The 17,984-nt window shown below is 71.6% G+C and carries 16 protein-coding genes; 9 read left to right on the top strand and 7 right to left on the bottom strand.

All coding sequences use genetic code 11. From position 1 onward, the window contains the following. Positions 1 to 37: 37 nt before the first annotated feature. The gene (locus tag ABT137_RS15640; protein ID WP_351708368.1) at positions 38 to 763 is read right to left on the bottom strand and encodes a glycosyltransferase family 2 protein; all 726 of its coding nucleotides are present in this window, start codon (positions 761 to 763) and stop codon (positions 38 to 40) included. 173 nt (positions 764 to 936) lie between these two features. Between ABT137_RS15640 and ABT137_RS15635 the strand changes: the two genes are divergently transcribed. Continuing rightward, positions 937 to 1,719: a response regulator transcription factor gene (locus tag ABT137_RS15635; RefSeq protein ID WP_351708365.1), complete on the top strand. Its 783-nt coding sequence runs from the start codon at positions 937 to 939 to the stop codon at positions 1,717 to 1,719. Between the two features lie 2 nt (positions 1,720 to 1,721). Further along, entirely contained in the window at positions 1,722 to 2,834 is a 1,113-nt protein-coding gene (locus ABT137_RS15630; RefSeq protein WP_351708362.1) for a sensor histidine kinase, read from the top strand. Positions 2,835 to 2,856: 22 nt separating this feature from the next. On the opposite strand, the gene ABT137_RS15625 is transcribed toward ABT137_RS15630, so the two are convergent. After that, positions 2,857 to 3,846 carry an NAD-dependent epimerase/dehydratase family protein gene (locus tag ABT137_RS15625; protein WP_351708359.1) on the bottom strand — a complete coding sequence of 330 codons (990 nt, stop codon included), beginning with the start codon at positions 3,844 to 3,846 and terminating at the stop codon, positions 2,857 to 2,859. Positions 3,847 to 4,079: 233 nt separating this feature from the next. Here ABT137_RS15625 and ABT137_RS15620 point away from each other — a divergent pair, with 233 nt between their 5' ends. Further along, positions 4,080 to 5,288, top strand: coding sequence for an acyltransferase family protein (locus tag ABT137_RS15620; protein WP_351708356.1), 1,209 nt, complete (start codon positions 4,080 to 4,082; stop codon positions 5,286 to 5,288). Here ABT137_RS15620 and ABT137_RS15615 read toward each other — a convergent pair. Further along, positions 5,278 to 5,838 carry a hypothetical protein gene (locus tag ABT137_RS15615; protein WP_351708353.1) on the bottom strand — a complete coding sequence of 187 codons (561 nt, stop codon included), beginning with the start codon at positions 5,836 to 5,838 and terminating at the stop codon, positions 5,278 to 5,280. The genes ABT137_RS15620 and ABT137_RS15615 overlap by 11 nt on opposite strands. A gap of 358 nt (positions 5,839 to 6,196) precedes the next feature. Here ABT137_RS15615 and ABT137_RS15610 point away from each other — a divergent pair, with 358 nt between their 5' ends. Then, the gene (locus ABT137_RS15610) at positions 6,197 to 7,687 is read left to right on the top strand and encodes a subtype B tannase (protein ID WP_351708350.1); all 1,491 of its coding nucleotides are present in this window, start codon (positions 6,197 to 6,199) and stop codon (positions 7,685 to 7,687) included. Positions 7,688 to 7,740: 53 nt separating this feature from the next. Here ABT137_RS15610 and ABT137_RS15605 read toward each other — a convergent pair whose 3' ends face one another. The 3 genes from ABT137_RS15605 to ABT137_RS15595 form a co-directional block, all read right to left on the bottom strand. After that, positions 7,741 to 9,192 carry an alpha-amylase family protein gene (locus ABT137_RS15605; RefSeq protein ID WP_351708347.1) on the bottom strand — a complete coding sequence of 484 codons (1,452 nt, stop codon included), beginning with the start codon at positions 9,190 to 9,192 and terminating at the stop codon, positions 7,741 to 7,743. Beyond that, positions 9,189 to 11,894, bottom strand: a complete 2,706-nt coding sequence (locus ABT137_RS15600) for an MGH1-like glycoside hydrolase domain-containing protein (RefSeq protein WP_351708344.1) — start codon at positions 11,892 to 11,894, stop codon at positions 9,189 to 9,191. The genes ABT137_RS15605 and ABT137_RS15600 overlap by 4 nt, the downstream gene beginning before the upstream one ends. Positions 11,895 to 11,983: 89 nt before the next feature. Next, positions 11,984 to 12,688 carry a glycosyltransferase family protein gene (locus ABT137_RS15595; RefSeq protein ID WP_351708341.1) on the bottom strand — a complete coding sequence of 235 codons (705 nt, stop codon included), beginning with the start codon at positions 12,686 to 12,688 and terminating at the stop codon, positions 11,984 to 11,986. 302 nt (positions 12,689 to 12,990) lie between these two features. Between ABT137_RS15595 and ABT137_RS15590 the strand changes: the two genes are divergently transcribed. Together ABT137_RS15590 and ABT137_RS15585 are read left to right on the top strand one after the other, a co-directional pair. Then, entirely contained in the window at positions 12,991 to 14,196 is a 1,206-nt protein-coding gene (locus ABT137_RS15590; RefSeq protein ID WP_351708338.1) for a glycosyltransferase, read from the top strand. Between the two features lie 94 nt (positions 14,197 to 14,290). Beyond that, positions 14,291 to 14,653, top strand: a complete 363-nt coding sequence (locus ABT137_RS15585; protein ID WP_351708335.1) for a cupin domain-containing protein — start codon at positions 14,291 to 14,293, stop codon at positions 14,651 to 14,653. A gap of 80 nt (positions 14,654 to 14,733) precedes the next feature. Here the strand turns inward: ABT137_RS15585 and ABT137_RS15580 are convergent, their stop codons facing one another. Then, the gene (locus ABT137_RS15580) at positions 14,734 to 15,405 is read right to left on the bottom strand and encodes a TetR/AcrR family transcriptional regulator (RefSeq protein WP_351708332.1); all 672 of its coding nucleotides are present in this window, start codon (positions 15,403 to 15,405) and stop codon (positions 14,734 to 14,736) included. 191 nt (positions 15,406 to 15,596) lie between these two features. Between ABT137_RS15580 and ABT137_RS15575 the strand changes: the two genes are divergently transcribed. From ABT137_RS15575 to ABT137_RS15565, 3 genes are all read left to right on the top strand, one after another. Continuing rightward, positions 15,597 to 16,106 carry a hemerythrin domain-containing protein gene (locus ABT137_RS15575; RefSeq protein WP_351708329.1) on the top strand — a complete coding sequence of 170 codons (510 nt, stop codon included), beginning with the start codon at positions 15,597 to 15,599 and terminating at the stop codon, positions 16,104 to 16,106. After that, positions 16,103 to 16,789: an SDR family oxidoreductase gene (locus ABT137_RS15570; RefSeq protein ID WP_351708326.1), complete on the top strand. Its 687-nt coding sequence runs from the start codon at positions 16,103 to 16,105 to the stop codon at positions 16,787 to 16,789. Before ABT137_RS15575 ends, ABT137_RS15570 begins: the two co-directional genes overlap by 4 nt. 172 nt (positions 16,790 to 16,961) lie before the next feature. Further along, positions 16,962 to 17,795 carry a hypothetical protein gene (locus tag ABT137_RS15565; RefSeq protein ID WP_351708324.1) on the top strand — a complete coding sequence of 278 codons (834 nt, stop codon included), beginning with the start codon at positions 16,962 to 16,964 and terminating at the stop codon, positions 17,793 to 17,795. Positions 17,796 to 17,984 lie beyond the last annotated feature (189 nt).

Raw genomic sequence — 17,984 nt, 5'->3', positions numbered from 1 at the left:
GTGCGGGTGGGTGGGGGCTGGGGGAGGAACTGCGCGCTCAGCCCCCACCCACCCGCACCCGGGGTGTCTCGTGCAGCACCCGGCTCATGTCCCGCACCGCCTGCCAGGTGCCACGCCAGGTCCCCGTCACCTTGGACGTACCGGTGCGCGGCAGGTACGGCACCTCGTGCTCGGTGATCCACCACCCCGCGTCCGCCGCCCGCACCACCATCTGCAGCGGATACCCACTGCGCCGGTCGTCCAGGTCCAGCGCGAGCAGCCCCTCGCGGCGAGCGGCCCGCAGCGGACCGAGGTCGTGCAGGCGCAGCCCCGTGCGCCGCCGCAGCATCCGCGCCAGCGCCAGATTCCCCGCGCGGGCATGCGCCGGCCACGCGCCCCGCCCCTCGGGACGCCGGCGGCCGAGCACCAAGTCCGCCTCGCCGTCCAGGACTTCTCGCACGAACGGCACGAGAAGGCCCGGATCCAGCGAGGCGTCGCAGTCGCAGAAGCAGACGATGCCGGCGGTCGCCGCGGTCAGCCCCGCATGGCATGCCGCGCCGAAGCCGCGCCGCGCCTCGTGGACGACGGTCGCCCCGTGCGCCCGGGCGATGTCCGCCGAGCCGTCGGTGGAGCCGTTGTCCACCACGAGGGCCCGCCAGCCCGCCGGGATCCGGCCGAGCACCCAGGGCAGGGCCTCCGCCTCGTTCAGACAGGGGAGGACGACGTCCACGTCCGTCGCAGGGGAAGGGGAGGGAGAAGAAGGTGAGGTGGTCACGGCCTTCACCCTACGAACGCGAACCGGACATTCCGGGCCTCGGCTGCTTACGAAACGCGGACGTCGGCGCCCGGCGTCGCCGGTGCCCCCCGCCTCCCTGGTTTCTTACGAAACGCGAACGTCCCACCCCGAGCCCACGCCCGGCCGCGACACCCGCGACGGCCCGGTGCGAGGGTGGAGGCATGCAGCAGCCGTACGAGCTCACCGAGGCCGAGGCCACCGCCGGTGCCGCCCGGGTCCTGGTCGTGGACGACGATCCGACCGTCGCCGAGATCGTCGCCGGGTACCTGGACCGCGCCGGGTACCTGGTCGACCACGCCGGCGACGGCCCCGCCGCCCTGACCCGCGCCGCCGCCCACTGGCCCGACCTGGTCGTGCTCGACCTGATGCTGCCCGGCATGGACGGCCTGGAGGTCTGCCGGCGGCTGCGCGGCCACGCCCCCGTCCCGGTCATCATGCTCACCGCGCGTGGCGACGAGGACGACCGCATCCTCGGCCTGGAGGTCGGCGCCGACGACTACGTCACCAAGCCGTTCAGCCCCCGTGAACTGGTCCTGCGGGTGGAGTCGGTACTGCGCCGCAGCCGCCCCGCCCCCGCCGACCGGTCCTTCTCGTGCGCCGGGCTCACCCTCGACCCCGGCGCCCGCCGCGCCACCAAGGACGGCACCGAACTCGCCCTCACCCTGCGCGAGTTCGATCTCCTCGCCTTCTTCCTGCGGCACCCGGGGCGGGCGTACAGCAGGGAGGACCTGATGCGCGCGGTGTGGGGCTGGGACTTCGGCGACCTGTCCACCGTCACGGTCCATGTCCGCCGGCTGCGCGCGAAGGTCGAGGACGACCCGGCCCGGCCGCGGCTGATCCAGACGGTGTGGGGCGTCGGCTACCGTTTCGAGCCGAACGGAGAGCACAACCAGGGCAGCCAGGGCAGCCAGGACAGCCAGGGCGGACGGGAAGGGGCGGCCTGACCATGCGTGACACCTTCCTCATCGCCCTGTACGCCTTCGCCGGCGCCGCCGGCACCGGACTGCTCGGGGCGGCCGCGCTGCGCCTGCTGCGCCGCCGCTCGCTGACCGCGTCCCTCGCCGTGGTCGCCGCCGTCGGCGTGGTCGCGATGCTCGCCGGCACCCTGGCCGTCGCCTGGGCGATGTTCCTCTCCTCGCACGACCTGTCGGTGGTGACGACCGTCGTGGCGATGGCGGCCGCGGTGTCCCTCGCGACCGCGCTGATACTGGGCCGCTGGGTCGTCGCCCGCAGCCGTGAACTCGCCCTCGCGGCACGCTCGTTCGGCGAGGACGGCGACTTCGCCGCACCGCCGGTCCCGGCCACCGCCGAACTGGCGGAGGTGAGCCGCGAGCTGGCGGCGACGAGCGCGAAGCTCGCCGAATCCCGGGAACGGGAGCGGGCGTTGGAGACCTCGCGGCGGGAACTCGTCGCCTGGATCTCGCACGACCTGCGCACCCCGCTGGCCGGTCTGCGGGCCATGTCGGAGGCTCTGGAGGACGGCGTCGCCAGCGATCCCGACCGCTATCACAAGCAGATCCGCACGGAGGTCGAGCGCCTCAACGACATGGTCGGCGACCTCTTCGAACTCTCCCGCATCCACGCGGGCACGCTCGCGCTGAGCCCGAGCCGGATGTCGGTGTACGACCTCGTCGGCGACGCCCTCGCGGGCGTCGACCCGCTGGCCCGCGAGTACGGCGTACGGCTGGTCGGCGACCGGGTGGAGCCGGTGCCGGTCGAGGTGGACGGCAAGGAGATGAGCCGGGTGCTGGGCAACCTGCTGGTGAACGCCATCCGCCGGACACCCCCCGACGGCACGGTCGCGGTCGCCGCCGAGCGGTCGGCCGAGGGTGCCGTCGTCCTGTCCGTCACGGACGGCTGCGGCGGCATCCCCGAGGAGGACCTGCCCCGCGTCTTCGACACCGGCTGGCGCGGCACCCACGCCCGGACCCCGCCGGCCGGAGCCGGCCTCGGCCTCGCCATCGTGCGCGGGATCGTCGAGGCCCACCGGGGCCGGGCCACCGTGCACAACATCCCCGGCGGCTGCCGCTTCGAGGTCACCCTGCCGACGGCGCCGTAACGCTGGCGCCACGGCCCGGCGCCTACTCCGCGTGCGCGAACTCCCGCATCCCCTCGGCGAACCCGACCTCGGCCTTCCAGCCCAGTTCGGCCCGCAGCCGTGACGAGTCGGCCGTGATGTGCCGTACGTCGCCCAGCCGGTACTCCCCGGTGACCACCGGCAGCGGCCCACCGTGCGCCTCGGCCAGCGCGCGGGCCATCTCGCCGACGGTGTGCGGCTCGCCGCTTCCGGTGTTGTACGCGGTCAGCACCCCCTGGGCGGGCCGTGCCTCCAGGGCCACCGCGTTGGCGGCGGCCACGTCCCGGACGTGCACGAAGTCCCGGCGCTGCCGCCCGTCCTCGTACACCCGGGGTGCCTCGCCCCGGGCGAGCGCGGAACGGAAGAAGGAGGCGACTCCCGCGTAGGGGGTGTCGCGGGGCATCCGGGGCCCGTACACGTTGTGGTAGCGCAGCGACACCGCCGACCCGCCCGTCGACCGGGCCCAGGCGGCGGCCAGGTGCTCCTGGGCCAGCTTGGTCGTGGCGTACACGTTGCGCGGATCGACGGGCGCGTCCTCACCCACCAGCCCCGGCGTCAACTCGTCCCCGCACACCGGGCAGTTCGGCTCGAACCGCCCCGCGTCCAGATCGGCGACCGCGCGCGGCCCGGGCCGTACGACACCGTGCCGCGGGCACTCGTACCGGCCCTCCCCGTACACGACCATCGACCCGGCCAGCACGAGGTGCCGTACCCCCGCCGCGGCCATCGCGGAGAGCAGTACGGCCGTACCCAGGTCGTTGCGCGAGACGTACTCCGCCGCGTCACCGAACCCGACTCCGAGCCCCACCATCGCGGCCTGGTGACAGACGGCGTCCACGCCCGCGAGGGCCCGCCCCACCGCCACCGGACTGCGCACGTCGGCGCCCGGATCGTCCCGGACGTCGAACACGACCGCCTCGTGCCCGCGCTCCGTCAGCGCCTCGACGACATGGGACCCGATGAACCCGGCACCGCCGGTGACCAGTACACGCATGAGGCCACGCTAGGCGCCCGCGGCCCCCGGACCACGCGCCCACGCCCGCACGTCACGACTCCGTAAGACGGGACGCCGCCCCCGGCCGCACTCGCCGGGCAGACCCCAGCGCAGGGCCTGTTGAACGGCCCGGCCGGGGGTCACGTACCTGTCCCTGTGGGGCGGCGCGGTGCTGCCCGACGGCATCGAAGCGCGCGGCAGTCGGTGCCCGGAGGAAGGGTTGCGCCATTTCAGTGGATTCGAGTCGCCCGGCCGGGAGCACCCTCGACCTGGCCGCCCCCCTGCGCCGGGGAGAGAGCGGCAACGGTGCGGGAGCGCAGGCCCGGCCGCAGGTGCGGGGCCTGGACGGCCTCCGTGGTCTGGCGGCGCTGTACGTCGTCCTGTTCCACTGCTGGCTGTACACCTTCCCGGGCTATCCGCACAGTTCGGCGCCCCCGTGGCTGGGCGGGCTGATGTTCGGGCGCCTTGCCGTCGTCTTCTTCCTGGTGCTGTCCGGGTTCTCCCTGGCGATCTCCCCGGCGCGGCACGGCTGGCGGTCGGCCGGTGTCGGCGAGTTCCTGCGCCGGCGCGCCTGGCGCATCCTGCCCCCGTACTGGGCGGCACTGGCCATGAGCCTGCTGATCTCGCGGTTCGTGGTGCCGGCCTCGCACTTCGGGCCGCCCACCGGCGCGACGGTCCTGGTGTTCGGCCTGGTCGCCCAGGACATGGTCACCGCCCCGACGCCGAACGGTGCGTTCTGGTCGATAGGGGTGGAGGCCGAGCTCTATCTCCTCTTCCCCCTTCTCCTCCTCGTCCGCCGGCGCTCGGGCGCCGCGATGCTGGCCGCTTCGGTGACACTTCCGGTGGTCGTCATCGGTCTTACGGCGGCCGGCGCCAACCCGGTGGAGGGCGACAACTGGCTCGCTCCCCATCTCGCTCCGGTGTTTGCCGCAGGCGTGGCAGGCGCGGGCATCGTCACCGCGTCGGACAGGGTGCGACGACTGCCGTGGGGGTGGTTCGCCGTCCTCGCCGCCCTGCCGGTCCTGGCGCTCGGTGCCGTCCGGGGTTCCGTCTGGACGGTGAACCACTACTTCTGGATCGATCTCGCCATCGCTCCGGCCATGACGATGCTGCTGGCCGCCGTCGCCACCGGAAAACCCGCCGTCCTCGTACGGCTCCTGACGGCACGTCCCGTCCACGGCCTCGGCAGCTTCTCCTACAGCCTCTACCTGATCCATCTCCCGATCGTCATGGCCGTGATGCGCCGAATCGCCCCGCATTTCGTGTCGCCGGGACTGCCCACGTTCTGGTTCACGCTGGCGGTGGGCCTGCCGGTCTCGATATGCGCGGCGTGGCTTTTCTCCAGGTTGTTCGAAATTCCATTCAAAAAGAACAGGTCCTGGAAATCAATTGTCGCGGCTCGTTCCGGTGCCGCGGTTCGTTCTCCGGACGTCAGCCCGTGACGGTGGACTTCTGGCCGGCGGGAGTGACGGCGTACCACTCCCCGTCCTTCCCCTGGCCGTTCGTCTGTCCGGCCGCAGTGTCGCCCACGTACCGGTAGAGCGGCCAGCCGGCGAGGGTGAGCTGTGTCTCGCCGTTCCGGTGGACCGTGCCGAGGAGGCTCTTCTCCACCCCCGAGGTCTGTACGGACTCCGGCACGATCACCGGCAGCCACGTCTTGGTGCAGGCGCCGGAGCACGTCCACTTGGAGGGGTTCGCCTGGTCCTTGTCGTAGCGGTAGAGGGTCAGCCCCTTGTCGTCGGTGACGATGCTGCCAAGACCCTGGGCCGTCCTGGTCGTCACCACGGCGGTCGTCGCCGTCTGCCCGCTCGCGGGGCTGCCGCCGACGGCCGGCGCGGAGGTCCCCGGATCCGCGGTGGCCGACGTGACCGGGGCAGCCGGTGCGGCGTTGCCGGCGCCGGTGTCGGTGCCGTTCGAGGAGCCGCACGCCCCCAACAGGAAAGCGGAGGCGAGCCCCAGAGCGAGGCTCGGGCCGATGCGTCGCGGGATCAAGGAAGGTGCCCTTCGTCGGAGTCGCGTCTACCTGCTCCTTCAGTACGTCGGCCGGCTCCCGCCCGCTCAGCCGCCGCGGTCATGTGACGCACTCTTGACCATCGCAGGACGCCCGCAGCGTGATTTCAGGAATCTCAGGCCATGGAGCGGTCTCTATGGGTTGACCGTGGAGTCGCTGGAATTGCTGACAATATTGTCGCCAATGAATTACGTTCGCTGCCGAGATCGAGACAAGCGCCCCGTGAAGCAGTTTCAGAACTCTCCGGACACCCGCACTGGCGCTCCCATCGGCGAAGAAATCCCGTCATGCCGTCGCCCGCGGTTCGGAAACTGCTGCGCCTCGCGAAGGAGACACGAAATGACGCACAAGATGAACCGCAGGGCCCTGATCAAGGGAATTGCCGCGGCCGCGGTCGCCGTTCCGGCAGTGGGGATCGCCGGCGGCACGAACGCGTCGGCGGCGACCGCGTCGTCCGGCACGGCCGCGTCCGACTCGCTGGCCTTCGACCCCGACGCGTACACCGAGATCACGACGACGATCTCCACCGACGACGGCGACAAGGAGGTCACGTACCACTTCTGGTCGGCCATCACCTACGTCACCGACCCGGTGGACGAGACCTACCAGAGCCTGACCGTCAGCGTCCCGGTGTCGATCGACGGCACCGCCGTGGACGCCACCGACGCCCCGATCCTCGTCTCCAACTCGATCGGCGGCTACCTCCCCTCCTCGGTGTCGACCAACACGGGCGTGAGCAGCAGCCGGGCGCAACTGGCCATCGCGGCCGGGTACGTCGCGGTGGAGCCGGGCGCGCGCGGCCGGACCCTGGTGGACTCCAGCGGTGACTACTACGGCACCGCGCCGGCGGCGATCGTCGACCTCAAGGCCGCGATCCGGTACGTGCGCTACAACGCGGGCACCATCCCGGGCGACACCGACAGGATAGTGACGGCCGGGACCAGTGCCGGCGGCGCCCTGTCGGCCCTGCTGGGTGCCTCCGGCGGCAGCTCGCTGTACGACGACCACCTCAGCGCACTCGGTGCGGCCGACGCCGACGACATCGTCTACGCCACCGGCGCCTGGTGCCCCATCACCGATCTGGAGAACGCGGACGGCGCCTACGAGTGGAACTGGGGCACCAACACGCTCAGCAGCGGCGAGGAGGTCGACCAGGACGTCTCCGGGGACCTGACAGCCCTGTTCGAGACGTACCAGTCCGGGCTCGGCCTGACGGCGGACGACTACGGCACCATCACGGCCGACAACCTCGACGACTACCTGCTGGCGACCTACCTCGAACCGGCGGCCACCACCTACCTGGCGGACCTGTCGGACGACGACCGGACCACGTACCTGTCCTCCAACACCTTCATCACCTGGGACGGTTCGTCGGCCACGTTCTCCTGGTCCGACTACCTCGACCACGTCGGGAACCGCGGCAAGGACGCCCCGGCGTTCGACGCCTTCGACCTGTCGGCCGGCGAGAACAACGAGTTCGGCGTCGACACCACCGAGGCCCGGCACTTCACCGACTACAGCCTGGCCAACGACACCTCCGGCACCGGCGGCACGTCACTGGACAGCGACATCCCCGGCAAGCTGAACATGATGAACCCGATGTACTTCATCGGCGACGGCAACGACGACCGGGCCACGTACTGGTGGATCCGCACCGGCACCAAGGACACCGACACCGCGCTGACGATCCTCGGCAACCTCGCCCTGAGCCTGGAGAACCTCGGCGACGACGTCAACGCCCTGATGTACTGGGACGCCGCCCACGGCGCCGACGAGGACCCGGGCGACTTCATCACCTGGATCGGCGACGTGACCGGCTACACCGGCTGAGCGGAACCGTGCCCCCGCAAGGGGCGCTGGGGGTACCCCCAGGCGCCCCTCGGTCACCGGGGGAGCGAGAGCAGGTGCCACTGCCAGGCATCGAGGGCGACGAACAGGCCCGGGTCGACCAGTTCGTCGCCCTCCCGGTCGTAGGTGCTCCCGTCGAGCAGCCCGGCCAGTCGGCACGAATGCCCGCGCAGCTCGTCCCAGGGCAGGGGAACCCGCCCCTGGGCCGGCTCCCCGGAGTAGTTGATCACGACGAGGCAGTGGTCCCGGCCCGTGGTCCAGGACCAGGCGAGCAGATCGCGGTGGGTGTCGTTGTCCGGCCAGCCGGTGCAGTCCAGCAGCCGCCACTCACCCTCGCGCACGGGGGCCACGGCGGCCACGAGACGGTCGTGGAAGTCGCGCAGGGAGGCGTCGGCCGGCTCCTCGGGCCGGCGCGAGAGGAACACGGGCAGGCGGACCCGGCGGCCCTCGAACTGGCCCTCGTGCCAGAGGGTCGCGCCGGGCAGGGTGGCCACGGCCACGGCCGCCGCCCGTTCCTTCTCGCCCGGCAGCGTGGCGGCGGCCCGGGGCTCGTCGTGGTTCTCCAGGAACCGGACGAGTCCGCGCTGGTAACCGAGGCCTGCCTGCACATGGGCACGGACGGAGCCGGCGTCCTCGTGGACCAGACGGTCGTAGAGCCGCTTGTCGTAGCAGTGGTCGAAGCCCTGCTGCTGGAGGGCCCATTCGAGGTCCCAGTACGCCTCCGCGACGAAGAGGAGGCCGGGGTGGCGCTCCCGCACCCGGCCGATGACGAACGGCCAGAAGTCCTCGGCCGGGACCTGTCCCGCCCGCTCGCCCCAGGTCTTGGCGAACACGTCGTTCATCGGCAGCATCGCCATGTCGCAGCGCACGCCGTCGGCCTGGTCGCCGATCGACACCAGCGTCTCGACCGTCGCCGCCCGGAGCCGCTCGCTGAAGGCGTTCAGCTGGACCACGTCCGGCCAGGGCGGGAAGTAGGGGTCACGGCCCCGGGCGAACACGGCCTGGGCGGCCTCCAGGAACGACTCCGGAGAGCGGGCCAGGTCCTCGGGCGTGCCCTGGACCAGGCAGTCCGGGCGCTCGGTGAGCCAGGGGTGGTCGGGGGCCACGTGGTTGGGGACGTAGTCCAGGATCAGGCGCACTCCGCGCGCGGCGAGTTCGGCCCGTGCCGCGGCCAGCCCCTCGGGTCCGCCGAGGGACCGGTCGACGACGTAGTTCCGTACGCAGTACGGGGATCCGGCGATGTCCGCCTCGGTGAGGCCGGGCAGCGCCTCGCGGAAGGAGGCGAGCAACTCCTGGTTGTCCAGGGCGATCCGCAGCCCGGCCGGGCTGCGCTCCCATACGCCCATCAGCCACACGGTGTCCACGCCCGGCCGCGCGACCTCGTCCCAGACCTCGCCGGGAACGTCGCCGAGAGTGACGGGGCGCCCGTAGCGTCCATTCAACTCGCCCAGCCAGACGAGGGTGTTGATCTCGTAGATCACCGTCATGACAGCGGCTCCTCCCGCAGGGCGCCCCAGTCTCCCGCGCCGACGACATGGAACAGGGTGGCGGTGACCGCGGCCAGGCCGGTCCAGCCGGTCTGGTGGGAGGCGCCGAGGCCGGCGCCGTTGTCGCCGTGGAAGTACTCGTAGAACAGGATCAGGTCCTTCCAGTGCGGATCCTTGGCGAACCTGGGCTGGGCGCCGTGCACCGGGCGGTGGCCGTTCTCGTCGCTCAGGAAGGTCGAGGTGAGCCGGCCGGAGATCTCGCGGGCGACCTCGTACAGGTTCAGCCGCCGGCCGGAACCGGTCGGGCACTCCACGATGAACCCGTCACCGTGGTAGGCGTGCAGGTTCAGCAGGGCGCGGACGAGCAGGACGTTGACCGGGAACCACACCGGGCCACGCCAGTTGGAGTTGCCGCCGAACATGCCCGAGTCGGACTCGGCGGGCAGATAGCCGACGCCGTACGTCTCCCCGTGCACCTCGAACGTGTAGGGGTGCGCCGCGTGGTGGCGGGACAGGGAGCGGATGCCGTGCGGGCCGAGGAACTCCTCCTCGTCGAGCATGCGGGTCAGGATCCGGCGCAGCCGGTCCTCGTCGAACAGCGCGAACAGGTGCCGTCCCTCCGCGCCCGACCCGAGGACGTCGTGGGAGGCGACCAGACCCTCGACGGCCGGGTGCCGCCGCACGAACTCCCGGGCACCCTCGACGAGTTCCGGGAACCGGCGGTCGGACCAGGCGCCGACCACACTGGTCGCGACGAGCGGGATGAGGCCGACCAGGGAGCGGACCCGCAGCGGGGTCGCGCTGCCGTCGGGCAGGCGCAGCACGTCGTAGAAGAAGCCGTCCTCCTCGTCCCACAGGCTCGCGTTGTCCTTGCCGATGCGGTTCATGGCGACGGCGATCCACGCGAAGTGCTCGAACAGCGTCTGCGCCTGCTCGACGTACACCGGGTTCTCCGCCGCCAGCTCGACGGCGATCTCCAGCAGGTTCTGGCAGTACAGCGCCATCCACGCGGTGCCGTCGGCCTGGTCCAGGTGGCCGCCGGTGGGCAGCGGTGCGCTGCGGTCGAAGACCCCGATGTTGTCCAGTCCGAGGAAGCCGCCCTGGAAGACGTTGTTGCCGTCGACGTCCTTGCGGTTGAGCCACCAGGTGAGGTTCTTCGTCAGCTTCTGGAAGGCGTTCTCCAGGAAGGCCCGGTCCCCGCGGCCGGTGCGCTGCTTCTCCAGCTCGTAGACGAAGAGGACGGCCCAGGCGTGCACGGGCGGGTTGACGTCGCCGAAGTTCCATTCGTACGCCGGGATCTGGCCGTTGGGATGCAGATACAGGCGGCGCAGCAGCAGCTCCAGCTGCGACTTGGCGAACCCGATGTCGACCATGGACAGCGCGATGGTGTGGAAGGCGAGGTCCCAGGCCGCGAACCACGGGTACTCCCAGGTGTCCGGCATCGACATGATCTCGTCGTTGACCATGTGGTACCAGGCGCTGTTGCGGACGCGCGGGTCGGCGGCGAGCGGGTCGACGCCGTGCTCGGCGAGCCAGCGCTCCACGTCGAGGTAGTAGTACTGCTTGCTCCACAGCATCCCGGCCAGTGCCTGCCGTACCAGCCGCCGCTCGTCCTCGCCGAGACCGTCCGGGACGACACCCTCGAAGAAGGCGTCGGCCTCGGCCCGGCGGGTGTCCAGCACCTCGCCGAAATCGCCCCACGGATCGGCGAGTTCACCGTCCGTCAGGCGCAGACGGACGGTGGCACTGCCGCCGGCGGGCACGGTGAGCACATGGTGGACGGACGCCTTGGTGCCGGTCCGCTCGGGATTGACGGCGTCCTGCTCGCCGTGGACGACGTACCGGCCGATGCCGTCCTTGACGTAGGGGGTGGCGTTGGGGCTGCCGAAGATGCGCTCGTTGTCGGTGTCGTTCTCGGTGAAGAGGGTCTCCGCCGCACCCTCGAAGTACAGTCGGCGCGCGCCGAGTTCCGCGTGGTCGGCGAGGATCGCGCCGTCCGCGTGCCGCAGGCCGGGCACCGCGGTGCCGCCCGCCCACGACCAGGTGTGCCGGAACCACAGCGTCGGCAGCAGATGGAGCGTGGCCTCGTCGGGTCCGCGGTTGTGCGCGGTGATCTCGACGAGCAGGTCCTCGGGGCCGGCCTTGGCGTACTCCACGAACACGTCGAAGTAGCGGTCCTCGTCGAAGACACCGGTGTCCAGCAGCTCGTACTCGGACTCGCCGCGCCCGCGGTCCCGGTTGACGGTCACGAGCTCGTCGTACGGGAACTCCGCCTGCGGGTACTTGTAGAGGAACTTCAGGTACGAGTGGGTCGGTGTGCTGTCGAGGTAGAAGTAGTACTCCTTGACGTCCTCACCGTGGTTGCCCTCGGCGTTGGTGAGGCCGAACATCCGCTCCTTGAGGATCGGGTCGCGGCCGTTCCACAGCGCCAGCGCGAAGCACAGCCGCTGCTTGTCGTCGCTGACGCCCGCGATGCCGTCCTCGCCCCAGCGGTAGGCCCGTGAGCGGGCCTGGTCATGGGTGAAGTACGACCAGGCGTCACCGCCGGGGCTGTAGTCCTCGCGCACCGTGCCCCACTGCCGCTCGCTCAGATACGGCCCCCAGCGCCGCCACGCCACCCGCCCCGCGTCGGCCGCCGCCAGCCGCAGCCGCTCGGCATCGGCCCTGCCACCGCGCTCCGTGTCATCCGCGTTGTCCGCCATCGCACGCCCTCCCTGTACGGCACCTTCACTCGGACTCGGACACCTCTGTCCCGGACACCTCTGTCCCGGACACTTCGGACTCGGACGAATCAGCCCGCGGAGGTGTTGTAGTTGACGATCCCCTCCACCATGAGAGCGATCGCACCTGCCAGCGGGCTGTCCGCTTCCGTGCTCACCACGTCGGGTAACCGGTGTGCTTCCTCCTCGCTGGCTGCCACCATGCCCCAGAAGGCGTTGAAGCCCGAAGGATCCACCGGTTTGTCGGTGGCCGCTCCGACGGTCATGACGCCGCCCTGCTCGGCCACGGCGAGCGCGCCCATCTGCCGCAGCGTGCCGGGATCCCGCCCTTCGGCGGCCACCACGCTCCACCCCGTCACCTCCACGCACCGCAACGCGGCGAGAAGGCTGCCGGCACTGTTCTGGCCGGTCAGGACGATGTCGGGGAGGACAAGGGCCACCGGCCCCCGGGTCATCGGCAGACCGGAGCGGATCGCGCCTTCGAGGCCCGGTTCAAGTGACTCGTCCTGGTAGACGAACACCATCTGCAGGGTCTTGGCATACCGGGCGAGATAACCCACGGTGTCGAGCTTGTGTGTTCCGAACACGACGACCACGCGCACGTTGAGGCCGCTCTTGGCCAGTTCGACGACGGCTTCCAGGCTGCGGTCCAGCACGGTGACCCCGGGGGCCAGACAGTGCAGCTCTTTCGGATAGGGCGCACTGAAGCGCGTTCCGAATCCGGCGCAGGGCAGGATGATCGAGACATCGGGGACGGGCGCGGGAGAACGATGCATGGAGTGGCTCTCGGATTCTGTTGTAGATCGGGGAACCTTGCGCGCCTTGCAGGTTGCGTGCGGCTCCAGGCCGAGGCCGCACCGCGGGCCTGGAGGACATGCTCGCGATCACCGTAGTTACCGGGGGCGGCTCCGGGCGAGATGGCCGCTGCCCGACGAGGCCCGGTATCGCATCCGCATGGGGCACGGCGTGCCTGGGTATCCAGCACCACGGTGCTCGCGGAACCTCCGCAGCCTCCGGTGTCACACACGTACGGCATGGACCGAAACGCAGGGGAAGACAGAGCGAAAGAGGGCGCTGGATGCGGGTGCTGTTGTCCACCTACGGGACGCGTGGCGATGTCGAACCCCTGGTGGCCCTCGCAGTTCGGTTACGGGCGCTTGGCGCCGAGGCGCGCATGTGCGCCCCGCCCGACGAGGAGTTCGCGGAGCGGCTGGCAGGGATCGGCGTGCCGCTGGTGCCGGTCGGCCCGCCGGTGCGGGAACTGATGCGGGGGACGACTCTGCCGTCGGCGGCGGAACTGTCCCGCTACCGGACCGAGATGGTCGGCACGCAGTTCGACGTCTTCCCCGCGGCGGCCGACGGGTGCGACGTGCTGGTGGCGGCCGGCCTGGCGCAGATCGCCGCGCGGTCCGTGGCCGAGGCCGCGGGCGTCGGCTACGTGTACGCGTGCTACTCGGCGGTCAACCTGCCCTCGCCCCACCACGCCCCGCCACCGCGACCGGGCTGGCCCGAGCCGGAGGCGAACGACAACCGCACGCTGTGGGAGCTGGACGCCCACCAGGTGAACGCGCAGTTCGGCGAGGTGCTCAACGACCACCGGGCAGCGATCGGTCTGCCTCCCGTGGACAACGTCCGCGACCACGTCTACACCGACCGGCCGTGGCTGGCGGCGGACCCGGTCCTGGGACCGTGGCGGCCGACCCCGGGCCTCGACGTCGTACAGACAGGTGCCTGGACCCTGCCGGACGAACGCCCGCTCCCGGCCGAACTGGTGGCGTTCCTGGATGCGGGGGAGCCGCCCGTCTACGTGGGGTTCGGCAGCATACGGCCGTCGCCGGACATCGCCCGCAAGGCCGTCGAGGCGAGCCTTGCCCAGGGGTACCGCGTACTCGTCTCCCGCGGCTGGGCCGACCTGGACCTGCCCGAGGTCCGGGACGACTGCTTCGCCATCGGCGAGGTCAGCCACCAGCGGCTCTTCCCCAGGGTGGCCGCCGTGGTCCACCACGGCGGCGCGGGCACGACGCTGACGGCAGCCCGGGCGGGTGTTCCGCAGGTGGTGGTGGCTCTCCAGCTGGCGGACAACCCGTACTGGGCCGGCCGGGTGGCGGCCCTGGACGTCGGCGCGGCGCTGGACGAACCGGCTCCGACCGCCGAAACCCTGCGCGTCGCGTTCAAGGCGGCCCTGGCCCCCGAAACCCGGGCGCGGGCCAGGGCGCTGGGCGCCAGGCTCCGCACCGACGGCGCGGCGGTGGCCGCGAGCCTGCTCCTCGACACGCTCCGGTGAGCGGAGCCGGCCCGCCGGCCCGCCGGCCTGTGACCTCAGGCCGCCCGGCGCTCTGTTCCGACCGGCGTGGCAGCCGCTGTTAGCGTTCGGATGCATGGAAGACAGCGTGTACGTGGGCAAGGCGGGCAAGGACGCGGCAACGGACCGGGGATGGCTGCTCGGCCACTTCAAGGAGCACGACGACCCCCGGCACAGCCACGCCGTCGAGGTCAAATGGGGTGTCCACGCACGCGGCGAACAGCGGACGGAATGGGTGAAGGGCGAGGTGCGCACAGCCCTCCTGGTCCTCATCACCGGTCGCTTCCGCCTGGAGTTCCCCGGCCGTAGCGTGCTCCTGGAGGAGCAGGGCGACTACGTCGTCTGGGGCCAGGGAGTCGATCACTCCTGGGTCGCGGAGGACGAGTCCGTCGTCCTGACCCTGCGCTGGCCTTCCGTGCCCGGATACGCCGCGCCGTAGGAGGGGCCGCCGGCGTCCGACGCGGGTCGGGCAGCTGTGGAGGCGCCTGCCCCGAATGCCTGACCGGCGCCGGTGGAGGGTCAGGCGAAGAGGATGTGCCGCAGTACGCGGGCGAGGTGGTCGGTGAGCCGGTCGGCCGGCAGCGAGGCGAGGGGCTCGGTCCGTGCGATGTACCTGCTGAACGCCACGCCGATCATCTGGGCCCCCACGAGCGCTACCCGGGTGTCCAAGTCGCCGTCGGCCGTGGCGGGTTCACCCCCGGCTTCACTCCCGGATTCGCCGGATTCGCCGGGCTCCCCGGGTTTCCCGGGTTCATCGGGCGAGAGGACGGACCGGTAGACGGCGGCGCTGTGCTCCTGCATCGCGGTCAGGAGGTGGGCGGCGGTGTGTTCGTCGTGTGCGGCACTGCGCAGGAGAGTGATCAGCGGGTCGTTGGCCGCGTCGGTCTCCATCCTCTCTACGAAGGCGTGGGCGATCCGCTCGGGCAGCGTCGCCGCGTCACCGGCCGCGACGCGCTCCAGGTCGCGGTTGCCCGGCACCGCCGCGAGGAAGAGCCGTTCCTTGGACGAGAAGTTACGGGTGATCAGGCCGTGGGTGACGCCGGCCCGGCGCGCGACCTCACGCAGCGTCGTACGGGTGTAGCCGCGCTCGGCGAAGGTGTGGCGGGCCGCCTCGAGGATGGCCGCCCGGTGACCCTCGGGATCCCGACGGCGCCTGCGCGGCGGTTCCTCGGCCGGCTCTGCGTCGTTCACGGCACCTCCTTCATGTGATCACTCTACGGCCGGCGGAACGCAGGGCCCGCGACCGGTGCTACGTTAATATCCAGGTGGATATTAACGACGGAGGGAGCCATGTGGTGAGCGCCGCGACGTCCCTGCTGGTGGAAGCCGCGCAGAGTGCCGGCGCGCCGACTGCGGCGTCGGCGGAGTAGCGTGACTTCCTGGTGGCGGCACTGCGGCACCATCACGAGAGCGAGGACGACGTGCTCTGGCCGCCACTGACGGCCGCAGCCCCCACGGACGCTGCCGGGCCGGCCGAACTCGAAGCCGAGCACGACACTCTGGACGCGGCGCTGGACGCGCCGGCCGCCGCTCCCGTCCGGGACGACGCCGACGGTCGGGTGGTGCTGACCGCCGCGGCGACACGGGTGCGCGACCTGGTGCACACCCACCTCGAACGCGAGGAGCCCCTGTTGTTCCCGGCGCTGGCGGCGCACCTGTCCGACGAGGCCTGGGCGCAGTTCTCCCGCGGGGTCATCGCCTCCGCCCCACCCGTGGGCGCCCACCTCAACATCGGCTTCTTCGAGCAGGTCGGCACCCCCGCGGAACTCGCGGTGGTCACGGCGAACCTGCCGCAGGCCGCCCTGCCCCTGGTCCCGGCCCTGCGCGAGCAGGCCCGGACCACCCTGACCAGCCTCCAGGCAACCGACCACGGAAGGACCCTCTCCGCATGACCAGCACTCTCATCGTCGGCGGCAGCGGCGGGCTGGGCAGCGTCATCGCCCAGCACTTCGCGAGCCGCGGCGACGACGTCGTCATCACCAGCAGGGACAAGGAGCGCGCCGAGACCATCGCCGCCCGGATCGGTCCCGGCATCCGTGGACTGGCCCTCGACCTCGCCCAGCCCGAGACGATCAGCGCCTCGCTGGCGGACGTGACCGAGGTCGACCACCTCGTGATCACCGCCGTCGGCCAGGCGGCGAACACCCTGGCACAGTTCAGCATCACGGACGCCGTCTCGGCCGTGACCATGAAACTCGTCGGCTACGCGGAGACCGTCCGCGTGCTGCGCGACCGGTTCACCCCGGACGCGTCCGTCGTCCTCTTCGGCGGGCTCGCCAAGGAACGCCCCTACCCCGGCTCCACCGTCGTCAGCACCTTCAACGCCGGAATCACCGGCCTGGTCAGGACCCTCGCGGTGGAGATCGCCCCGCACCGCGTCAACGCACTGCACCCGGGTCTGATCGGCGACAGCCCCAAGTGGCGCGACGTCCCCGACCCACCGCACTCGGCCCGGACACCGATCGGACGGCTGGTGACCATGGCCGAGATCGCCGACGCCACCGACTTCTTGCTCCGCAACACCGGCATCAACGCCCACGACCTGTACATCGACGGCGGCCTGCTGGCCACCTGACCGATCCCCACCCGGGCGGCACCGTTCCGGCGCGCCGGGACCACAAGAACGGCCGACGGGCCCGCACCCGCGCTTTCAGCAGTTCCGGCCGGCGCTCGGAGTCCGGGCGGGCGTGGGTGAGTTGCCGGGGCCATGGCCGGCCCTTGCACGCTGTTCGCTAGCATCCCTGGGCATGACAATGCGGGGGTGGCGACTGGGTGTCGTGGTGGTGCTGGCGGCGCTCTGTGTCTCCGGCTCAGGAGGGCCGGAGGCCATCCGTACGGCGTCGGACCTTGGCCCCCTCCCGGCCGACCGCTACGACTTCACGGCGCAGGACTACCAGCGATCGCAGCGGGCATCGGCGTTGCTGGTCCGGCAGTGCATGGCGGAGCACGGCCACCCGGACTTCCCGCTCGACCCCCGCTACCCCAGCGATCCCATCGTCGCGACCGCGGTCGGCACCGACTACGGTGCCCTGGATCTCGACGCCGCCCGCCGCTGGGGCTACGGCTGGGACCCGGCCCAGTCCCGGGCTCTGCAGCCGAAGGGCCGCCGCATGACCACCGCCGAGTATGCGGATTTCCCCACCTGCACCGCGGAGTCGAGCCGGCGGCTGATGCGCGGCATCGACGTCAAGCGGGACTGGCTTTACGCGACTACACGGGAGATCGAGGTCGACAAGGCCGTCAAGCGCGACCCGCGCCTCCGTACGGCGTGGGATGTGTGGTCCCGCTGTGTGGCAGACCAAGGATTCACGCGCTATCCCGACCCCGTCGCGGCGTATACGGACACCACCTGGCAGCGGGGCAGCGACGGCAACACCCGGCATACGCCCCGCGAGCGGGCCACCGCCGTCGCGGACGTCACCTGCAAGCGCCGCCACCATACGGCCGAACTCTGGCACGCCGTCCGGGCGCGGCAGCAGGCCGCGGACATCTCCAGGCACCGTGCCCGCTACGCCGCCGGGCTGCAGGCACTGCGGACGTACCGGGCCGCCATCGCCGAGGTGCTGCGGACGCTCGGCTAGCGGGGCACCGACGCATCTTGGGAGCAGACCTTTGCCCTCGTCCCGCGTCCCCCGTCCGACGGCCGCCGAGCCCGCCCCGGAGCCGGTCCGCCTCGTCGGCGCGCCGCCGGCCGCCTGCCCGCCCGAGCGCGCCGCTGGAGGCGGACGTCCGTACGGCGCTCGGCACCCCGCTCGCAGGGTGCTTGACGG

The organism is Streptomyces sp. NPDC001980 (assembly GCF_040296885.1).
Lineage (GTDB): Bacteria > Actinomycetota > Actinomycetes > Streptomycetales > Streptomycetaceae > Streptomyces.
Note: the sequence above shows the minus strand (reverse complement) of the source record. Positions and strands in the feature narration are given on the sequence as shown.

What these genes read in the sequence shown, in the direction of transcription:
- ABT137_RS15635 (WP_351708365.1), top strand. Translation starts at nt 937, where the DNA reads ATGCAGCAGCCGTACGAGCTCACCGAGGCCGAGGCCACCGCCGGTGCC.
- ABT137_RS15630 (WP_351708362.1), top strand. Translation starts at nt 1,722, where the DNA reads ATGCGTGACACCTTCCTCATCGCCCTGTACGCCTTCGCCGGCGCCGCC.
- ABT137_RS15625 (WP_351708359.1), bottom strand. Translation starts at nt 3,846, where the DNA reads ATGCGTGTACTGGTCACCGGCGGTGCCGGGTTCATCGGGTCCCATGTC.
- ABT137_RS15610 (WP_351708350.1), top strand. Translation starts at nt 6,197, where the DNA reads ATGACGCACAAGATGAACCGCAGGGCCCTGATCAAGGGAATTGCCGCG.
- ABT137_RS15605 (WP_351708347.1), bottom strand. Translation starts at nt 9,192, where the DNA reads ATGACGGTGATCTACGAGATCAACACCCTCGTCTGGCTGGGCGAGTTG.
- ABT137_RS15600 (WP_351708344.1), bottom strand. Translation starts at nt 11,894, where the DNA reads ATGGCGGACAACGCGGATGACACGGAGCGCGGTGGCAGGGCCGATGCC.
- ABT137_RS15595 (WP_351708341.1), bottom strand. Translation starts at nt 12,688, where the DNA reads ATGCATCGTTCTCCCGCGCCCGTCCCCGATGTCTCGATCATCCTGCCC.
- ABT137_RS15590 (WP_351708338.1), top strand. Translation starts at nt 12,991, where the DNA reads ATGCGGGTGCTGTTGTCCACCTACGGGACGCGTGGCGATGTCGAACCC.
- ABT137_RS15585 (WP_351708335.1), top strand. Translation starts at nt 14,291, where the DNA reads ATGGAAGACAGCGTGTACGTGGGCAAGGCGGGCAAGGACGCGGCAACG.
- ABT137_RS15570 (WP_351708326.1), top strand. Translation starts at nt 16,103, where the DNA reads ATGACCAGCACTCTCATCGTCGGCGGCAGCGGCGGGCTGGGCAGCGTC.
- ABT137_RS15565 (WP_351708324.1), top strand. Translation starts at nt 16,962, where the DNA reads ATGACAATGCGGGGGTGGCGACTGGGTGTCGTGGTGGTGCTGGCGGCG.